5 protein-coding genes are annotated in these 7491 nt (G+C 71.3%); 2 read left to right on the top strand and 3 right to left on the bottom strand.

Annotation, left to right across the window (positions count from 1 at the left end; genetic code table 11):
• On the bottom strand, positions 1 to 1129 hold a 1129-nt coding region (gene recA, locus ETD86_RS51200; protein ID WP_246149472.1), incomplete at its 3' end, for a recombinase RecA.
• A 787-nt stretch (positions 1130 to 1916) separates the two neighbouring features.
• Between recA and ETD86_RS51195 the strand changes: the two genes are divergently transcribed.
• On the top strand, positions 1917 to 2192 hold the full coding sequence (locus tag ETD86_RS51195) for a hypothetical protein (protein WP_138673867.1): 276 nt from the start codon (positions 1917 to 1919) through the stop codon (positions 2190 to 2192).
• On the opposite strand, the gene ETD86_RS51190 is transcribed toward ETD86_RS51195, so the two are convergent.
• Together ETD86_RS51190 and ETD86_RS51185 are read right to left on the bottom strand one after the other, a co-directional pair.
• A complete protein-coding gene (locus tag ETD86_RS51190; RefSeq protein ID WP_138673866.1) occupies positions 2175 to 2369 on the bottom strand; it encodes a DUF3046 domain-containing protein in 195 nt (64 codons plus the stop codon). The two genes, ETD86_RS51195 and ETD86_RS51190, sit on opposite strands and share 18 nt — an antisense overlap.
• Before the next feature lie 240 nt (positions 2370 to 2609).
• On the bottom strand, positions 2610 to 3098 hold the full coding sequence (locus tag ETD86_RS51185; protein WP_138673865.1) for a VOC family protein: 489 nt from the start codon (positions 3096 to 3098) through the stop codon (positions 2610 to 2612).
• Positions 3099 to 3214: 116 nt separating this feature from the next.
• Between ETD86_RS51185 and ETD86_RS51180 the strand changes: the two genes are divergently transcribed.
• On the top strand, positions 3215 to 7491 hold a 4277-nt coding region (locus tag ETD86_RS51180), incomplete at its 3' end, for an ATP-dependent helicase (RefSeq protein ID WP_246149473.1).

Here is a 7491-nt window from a genome sequence, read left to right as displayed (position 1 = left end):
AAATTTCCACACCCGGCGGGGCGGTCGCGAGCTTGGCCGGGTCGACGTGGTCGAAGTGCTGGTGCGTGATCAGCACCGCGTCGGCGCCGTCGAGCACCGGGTCGTCACGGTCAGCTCGACGGCGGCGCTGGAGGCGCGGACCCACACCCAGCTTGTCCTTGATCTTCTTCTCGACCTCGTTGGCCATGTCGGGGTGGCTCTTCAGGAAGTTGCGGGCGTTTTCCTTGCCCTGGCCGAGCTGGTCGCCCTCGTACGTGTACCACGCCCCGGACTTGCGGACGAAGCCGTGCTCGACGCCCATGTCGATGAGGCCGCCCTCGCGGGAGATGCCCACGCCGTAGAGGATGTCGAAGTCGGCGACGCGGAAGGGCGGGGCCATCTTGTTCTTCACGACCTTGACCCTGGTGCGGTTGCCGACCGCCTCCGTGCCGTCCTTGAGCGTCTCGATGCGGCGGATGTCCAGGCGCACCGAGGCGTAGAACTTGAGCGCCTTGCCACCGGTCGTCGTCTCGGGGCTGCCGAACATGACGCCGATCTTCTCGCGGAGCTGGTTGATGAAGATGGCCGTGGTGCCGGTGCTGCTGAGGGCGCCGGCGACCTTGCGCAGGGCCTGGGACATGAGGCGGGCCTGGAGGCCGACGTGGCTGTCGCCCATCTCGCCCTCGATCTCGGCCTTGGGCACGAGCGCGGCCACCGAGTCGATGACGATGATGTCCACGGCCCCGGACCTGATCAGCATGTCGGCGATCTCGAGCGCCTGCTCGCCCGTGTCGGGCTGGGAGACCAGCAGAGCGTCGGTGTCCACCCCCAGCTTCTTGGCATACTCCGGGTCAAGAGCGTGCTCGGCGTCGATGAACGCCGCGATGCCGCCGGCCCGCTGGGCGTTGGCCACCGCGTGCAGGGCGACCGTGGTCTTGCCCGACGACTCCGGGCCGTAGATCTCGACGATGCGGCCGCGCGGCAGGCCGCCGATGCCGAGTGCCACGTCAAGGGAGATCGACCCCGTGGGGATCACCTCGATGGGGGCTCGGGCGTCATCGCCCAGGCGCATCACTGAGCCCTTGCCGAACTGCCGCTCGATCTGAGCGAGCGCGGTCTCGAGGGCCTTCTCGCGGTCGTTGATAGCCATGGAACTCCCCCTGGAGGGTCGTGGTCCGATCAGTCGAGTGAACGCTACGGCCCGCCACCGACATTTTCTGCGGCTGCCGGGGAAGACGTGGCTCGGCGTTGTTCCATCGTAGCCGAACGGCTGTTCGATCACATCAAGAACACGCTGTTCAGTCACATCCGGCACACCCACATAGGCGCATAAGCGCGCACGCACCGCCCGGCACACGGACCACCGTCCAGCAGCGGGTTTCTGATCGCCGCCCGCCCGCCCGGCTCGGGTCGTCCCCAACCGCTCCTGCTCCAGGTCGCCCCAGCTTCTGGCCGGCGTCAGTCGTGGTCTTCGGAGTGGGAAAGGAAGCGCAGGGCCGCGGAACAGCCTTGGGAGGGTGGTGCACCGGCAGGTGTAGGTGGTCGCGCTCGCCGTTGACCTCGAGCGGGTGCGTCCTGGCCCGCTTCACGCCCACGATCGACCATCCGGGCCGAGCGCTCGTCCTGCGCAGACAAGCTCCACTTTCACCGCCACCGGGATCGAGACTCCGCCGGGCGACGGCCTCCATCCGGTGACAGTCGGAAGGTGACGCCGGGAAGCGCCGTCCGGAGCGCTGTCCCGTCCGATGGGGGCCTTCCCCGGCTGGTTCGAGAGCGGTTTCGGCTTCCGGATCGGAGGCCTGCCCACGCACGCCGTACGCGATCACGTTCGACTTCACACCCACGCGGATCCTCGCGGACCCGGTCCGCCCACGCATGTTGTCACGCGCGGTGAGCTGGGGAGACTCACTGCAGGATCGACGGCTGGAGGCGGCGACGTGGCGAGCGGCTACACCGGGGAACGGCGCGCTCATCTCGAGGCGCTCGCCGAGTTGCTGCCCGATCAGGGGCTCGTGAGCCGCATGGTCGGCGGCGACGATCCAGTGTTGTGGGTGTGGGACCCGCGCACGGGTCAGCAGACGATCATCTTCGCCACCCCGACGGCCCACGGATGGCATTTCCTGTGGGCACACGGCGGTCACGGCCGCGCGGACGATCTTGAGCGCACGGCCGGCGCGTTGCGGGAGACCCTCGGCTCAGCGCAGCTTGGGTGAGACGTCCTCGACCTGGCAGACGGCCCGCCAGACGGTCTTGGCGCTCTCCCCGTCGGCCAGCGCCTGCGTGACCGTGCGGCCGCCGAGCGGCGCGATCACGTAGTCGCGGGCCCATGACTCGGCGTACGTCTCACCGAAATGAGCCTTCATCCGTCTCCAGAACTCCGTCAACCGCATGAAATCAAGTATGGAAGCGCACGCGGTGTGGGTAAGACAACCCCATGCCAAAGACCCCCAAGTCTTCACCCCCGAAGACAGCCAAGACCAAGGCCAACCGGGCCAAGCGCCGCCGGTTACTGCTCACGCTGCGTCTCGCCGTACAGAAGGAGAAAGCCGAGCGATCAGAAAGGCATGCGGGCATCAGGCAGCAGCCCCGTGCGGGCAGGCCGCGCACGCGCCGGGCGTCGCGGCGCTAGGTCACAACACCCGCGCGCCGTACATCTCACCGAGATGGTCGGCGAGCAGCTCCAGCCGCGCGCCGTCGGGGTCCTTGAAGTAGATGGAGGCGCCACTCTCTATCTGGTGCGGCACGCCGGCCATCTCCAGCTTCCCGCGCAGCCGCTCCCACGTGGCCGGGTCGACGGAGATCGCGATGTGGTGCAGCCCGCCGAGCACTTCCTGGTACGGGCCCAGGTCGAGCCCGGGGAAGTCGAAGAAGGCGAGCAGGTTGCCGTTGCCGATGTCGAAGAAGAAGTGGTTCGAGCCTTGGTAGTCGCGGTTCTCGATGATCTCCGTGAGCGGGAACTCCAGAAGATCCTGGTAGAACTGGATGGTGCGCTCCACGTTCGACGACAGCAGCGCGATGTGGTGCAGCCCCCGCGCGCTGCTCGATGGCCGGTGCGGTAAGACGTAGCGCTGCCTGATTTCCGCTCGGCGGGCTTCGATGGCCGCGTAGTCAATGGTCACGGTCGCTGTATGTCCGCCAGGACCCCGCCTCAATCGCACGCCGCCACGCCAATGCGATTTCTGTCGGTGGCGCGAGGCAGTATGTGCTGGTGAGCTCGCTCGACCAGTTCAGCCAGATGACCATGGAATGGTTCGCCGGAGCCTTCCAAGCACCCACGGCCGCCCAGGAGGGGGCGTGGGAGTCGATCTCGCGTGGCGACAACACCCTGGTCGTCGCGCCCACCGGGTCGGGCAAGACGCTGGCGGCGTTCCTGTGGTCGCTCGACCGGCTGGCGTCCGAACCGGCCACGCGCAAGGGGACGCGAGTGCTCTACGTGTCACCGCTCAAGGCGCTGGCCGTGGACGTGGAGCGTAACCTGCGCGCGCCGCTGGCCGGGCTCAAGCAGACGGCGCGCAGGCTCGGGCTGCCGGTGCCGGAGATCTCGGTGGCGATCCGCTCCGGCGACACGCCTGCCGAAGATCGCAGGAGGTTCGCGACCAAGCCGTCCGACATCCTGATCACGACGCCGGAGTCGCTGTTCCTGCTGCTCACGAGCCAGGCGCGGGAGGCCCTGCGCGGGGTCGAGACGGTGATCGTGGACGAGGTGCACGCGGTCGCGGCCACCAAGCGCGGCGCTCATCTGGCGCTCAGCCTGGAGCGGCTGGACGCGCTGCTCGAGCGGCCCGCGCAGCGGATCGGGCTGTCGGCGACCGTGCGGCCGGTGAGCGAGGTGGCCGCGTTCCTGGGCGGTCCCCGGCCGGCCACGGTGGTGCAGCCGCCGGCGGACAAGCGGATCGAGATCGAGGTCGTTGTCCCGGTCGAGGACATGACCGAGATGGAAGGCGGGCCGCCCGCGGGGGGCGACGACCTCGCCCAGGAGCCCGCCAGCAGGTCGATCTGGCCCCATGTCGAGGAGCGGCTGTTCGATCTGATCGGGGCGCACAGCTCCACGATCGTGTTCGCCAACTCCAGGAGACTGGCCGAGCGGCTGTGCACGCGGCTCAACGAGCTCGCGTACGAGCGCGAGGGCGGCGGCGCCGAGGCCGTCGACCTGTCGATCTGGGAAACCCCGCGGGAGCCGTCCAAGCGCATGCCGGCCGACATGATGGCGCAGGCCGGGGCCAGCAAGGGCGTCGTGACGGAGATCGTCCGCGCGCACCACGGCTCGGTCTCCAAGGAGGAGCGGGCGCAGATCGAGGAGGCGCTCAAGTCGGGCCGGCTGCCTGCCGTGGTCGCCACCTCCAGCCTGGAGCTGGGCATCGACATGGGCGCGGTGGACCTGGTCGCGTGCGTGGAGGCGCCGCCGAGCGTGGCCAGCGGGCTGCAGCGCATCGGCCGCGCGGGTCACCAGGTCGGCGCGGTGTCCAAGGGCGTGATCTTCCCCAAATACCGCGGCGACCTGGTGCAGACCGCCGTGGTGGCCGAGCGCATGAAGAGCGGCCAGATCGAGGAGCTGCGCTATCCGCGTAATCCGCTCGACGTGCTGGCCCAGCAGATCGTGGCGATGACGGCGCTGGAGGAGTGGACGGTCGACGAGCTGGAGTCGGTGGTCAAACGGGCCGCCCCCTATGCCACGCTGCCGCGCACCGCGCTGGAGGCCACGCTCGACATGCTGGCGGGGCGCTACCCGAGCGAGGAGTTCGCCGAGCTGCGGCCGCGCGTCGTGTGGGACCGGGTCACCGGCACGCTCCAGGGTCGGCCCGGCGCGCAGCGGCTGGCGGTGACGAACGGCGGCACGATCCCCGACCGGGGCCTGTTCGGTGTGTTCCTGGTGGGCGAGCGGGCCTCCAGAGTGGGCGAGCTGGACGAGGAGATGGTCTACGAGTCGCGCGTGGGCGACGTGTTCGTGCTGGGCGCGACGTCGTGGCGGATCGAGGACATCACCGCCGACCGGGTGCTCGTCTCGCCGGCGCCCGGACAGCCGGGCAAACTGCCGTTCTGGCACGGCGACGCGCCGGGGCGGCCGGCCGAGCTGGGCCGGGCGATCGGGCAGTTCCTGCGCGAGCAGGCCAAGGACGACTCGACGGAGCGGATGCAGGCGGCCGGGCTCGACGCATACGCGGCGGGCAACCTGCTGGCTTACCTGCGGGAGCAGCGGGAGGCCACCGGCTACGTCCCCGACGACCGCACGCTCCTGGTCGAGCGGTTCCACGACGAGCTGGGCGACTGGCGGGTGGTGATCCACTCCCCCTATGGCGCGCGGGTGCACGCCCCGTGGGCGCTGGCGATCAATCGGCGGCTGCGCGAGCGTTACGGCGTCGATGTGCAGGCGGTGCACTCCGACGACGGCATCGTGCTGCGCATTCCGGACACGCTGGCCGAGCCGCCCTCCGACGTGGCCGCGTTCGACGCCGAGGAGATCGAGCAGATCGTCACCGAGGAGCTGGGCGGGTCGGCCATGTTCGCCTCCCGGTTCAGGGAGTGCGCGGGGCGGGCGCTGCTGCTGCCGCGCCGCACGCCCGGCCGGCGCAGCCCGCTGTGGCAGCAGCGGCAGCGGGCCGCCCACCTGCTGGGGGTGGCCTCGCAGTACGCCTCGTTCCCGATCGTGCTGGAGACGATGCGCGAGTGCCTGCAGGACGTCTTCGACGTGCCTGGCCTGGTGGCGCTCATGCGGGACATCGCGGCGCGCCGGGTGCGGGTGGTGGAGGTGGAGACCTCGCAGGCCTCGCCGTTCGCGGCGTCGCTGCTGTTCCACTATGTCGGCGCGTTCATGTACGAGGGCGACGCGCCGCTGGCCGAGCGCCGGGCGCAGGCCCTGGCGCTGGACACCACGCTCCTGGCCGAGCTGCTCGGCCAGGCCGACCTGCGCGAGCTGCTCGACCCCGACGTGATCTCCGACAGCGAGCGGGAGCTGGCCCGGCTGGACCGGCCGCTGCGCGACCTGGAGGACCTCGCGGACCTGCTGCGCTCGCACGGGCCGCTGCTGGCGCCCGACGTGAGCGTACGCGGCGGCGACCCGGCCTGGCTGAAGGAGCTCGAACGGGCGCGGCGAGCCATCAGGGTACGCATCGCGGGCGAGGAGCAATGGGCGGCCATCGAGGACGCGGCGCGGATGCGGGACGCGCTGGGTGCGCCGCTGCCTGTGGGGGTGCCGCACGCGTTCCTGGAGCCGGTGGCCGATCCGCTGGCCGACCTGGTGGCGCGGCACGCCCGCACCCGCGGCCCCTTCCACGCCGGCACGGCAGCCGCCCGGTTCGGGCTCGGCGTGGCCGTGGTGACGGACGCCCTGCGGCGGCTGGCCGCGTCCGGACGGGTCGTGAACGGGGAGTTCCGGCCCGGCGGGCGGGGCGAGGAGTGGTGCGACGCCGGGGTGCTGCGGATGTTGCGGCGCAGGTCGCTGGCCCGGCTGCGGAAGGAGGTCGAGCCGGTCGCGCCGGAGACGCTCGCCCTGTTCCTGTCCGCCTGGCACGGCGTCACCGGATCGAGTGCGCCGGGCGGCGCGGGCTGGGAATCGAGCGCGGGCGGCTCAGGGCCGGGAGCCGGTGGAGCGGGATCGGCCGGGCCGAGCGGGCTCGGGGCACGGGGCAGCGGCGCGGCGCGCGCCATGGACTCGCTGGTTCGCTCGATCGAGCAGCTCCAGGGGGCCGCTGTGCCCGCGTCCGCGCTGGAGACGCTCGTGCTGCCCTCCCGGGTGCCGGGCTACCATCCGGCGCTGCTCGACGAGCTGACCTCGTCGGGCGAGGTCATGTGGGTGGGGCAGGGCTCGCTGCCCGGTGGTGACGGGTGGGTGTCGCTCTACTTCGCCGACACGGCGCCGCTGCTGCTGCCCGAGCCTGCCGAGATCACGATGACGCCGGTTCACGAACGGGTGCTGGAGTTGCTGGGCGGCGGCGGTGCGCTGTTCTTCCGCGGGATCTCCGATCAGCTGGGGTCGCTGGACGACCAGACGCTGGTGTCCGCGCTGTGGGACCTGGTGTGGTCGGGGCGGGTGTCCGGGGACACGCTGGCGCCGCTGCGGGCCACGCTCGGCACCGGGCGTCCCGCGCATCGGCCTGCGACGACGCGGCGGCGCCGGGCGGTGCTGCCGACCAGGAGCGGGCCGCCGACCGTGGCCGGGCGGTGGTGGTTGCTGCCCGCACCGGCCGCCGACACCACCCAGCGGGCCCACGCCCAGGCCGAGGTCCTGCTGGAACGGCACGGCGTGGTGACGCGGGGAGCGGTGACGTCGGAGCGGCTGCCTGGGGGATTTACACCCATTTATCAGGTCCTGCGGGCATACGAGGAGAGCGGCCGGTGCCGCCGGGGCTACTTCGTCGAAGGGCTGGGGGGTGCGCAGTTCGCCTTGCCCGGGGCGGTGGACCGGATGCGCGCCATGGCACCCGGCATCGCCCCGTCGGCCGGCGACGGCGGGCCGCCCGGGACGTTCGGGCAAGGGCCGCGGAGTGGCGGCGGGCAAGGGCCGCGGAGTGGCGG

The sequence above is a fragment of the Nonomuraea turkmeniaca genome (assembly GCF_005889735.1).
Classification (GTDB): Bacteria; Actinomycetota; Actinomycetes; order Streptosporangiales; family Streptosporangiaceae; genus Nonomuraea; species Nonomuraea turkmeniaca.
This window is presented reverse-complemented; position numbering and strand designations above follow the sequence as displayed.

What these genes read in the sequence shown, in the direction of transcription:
- ETD86_RS51190 (WP_138673866.1), bottom strand. Translation starts at nt 2,369, where the DNA reads ATGCGGTTGACGGAGTTCTGGAGACGGATGAAGGCTCATTTCGGTGAG.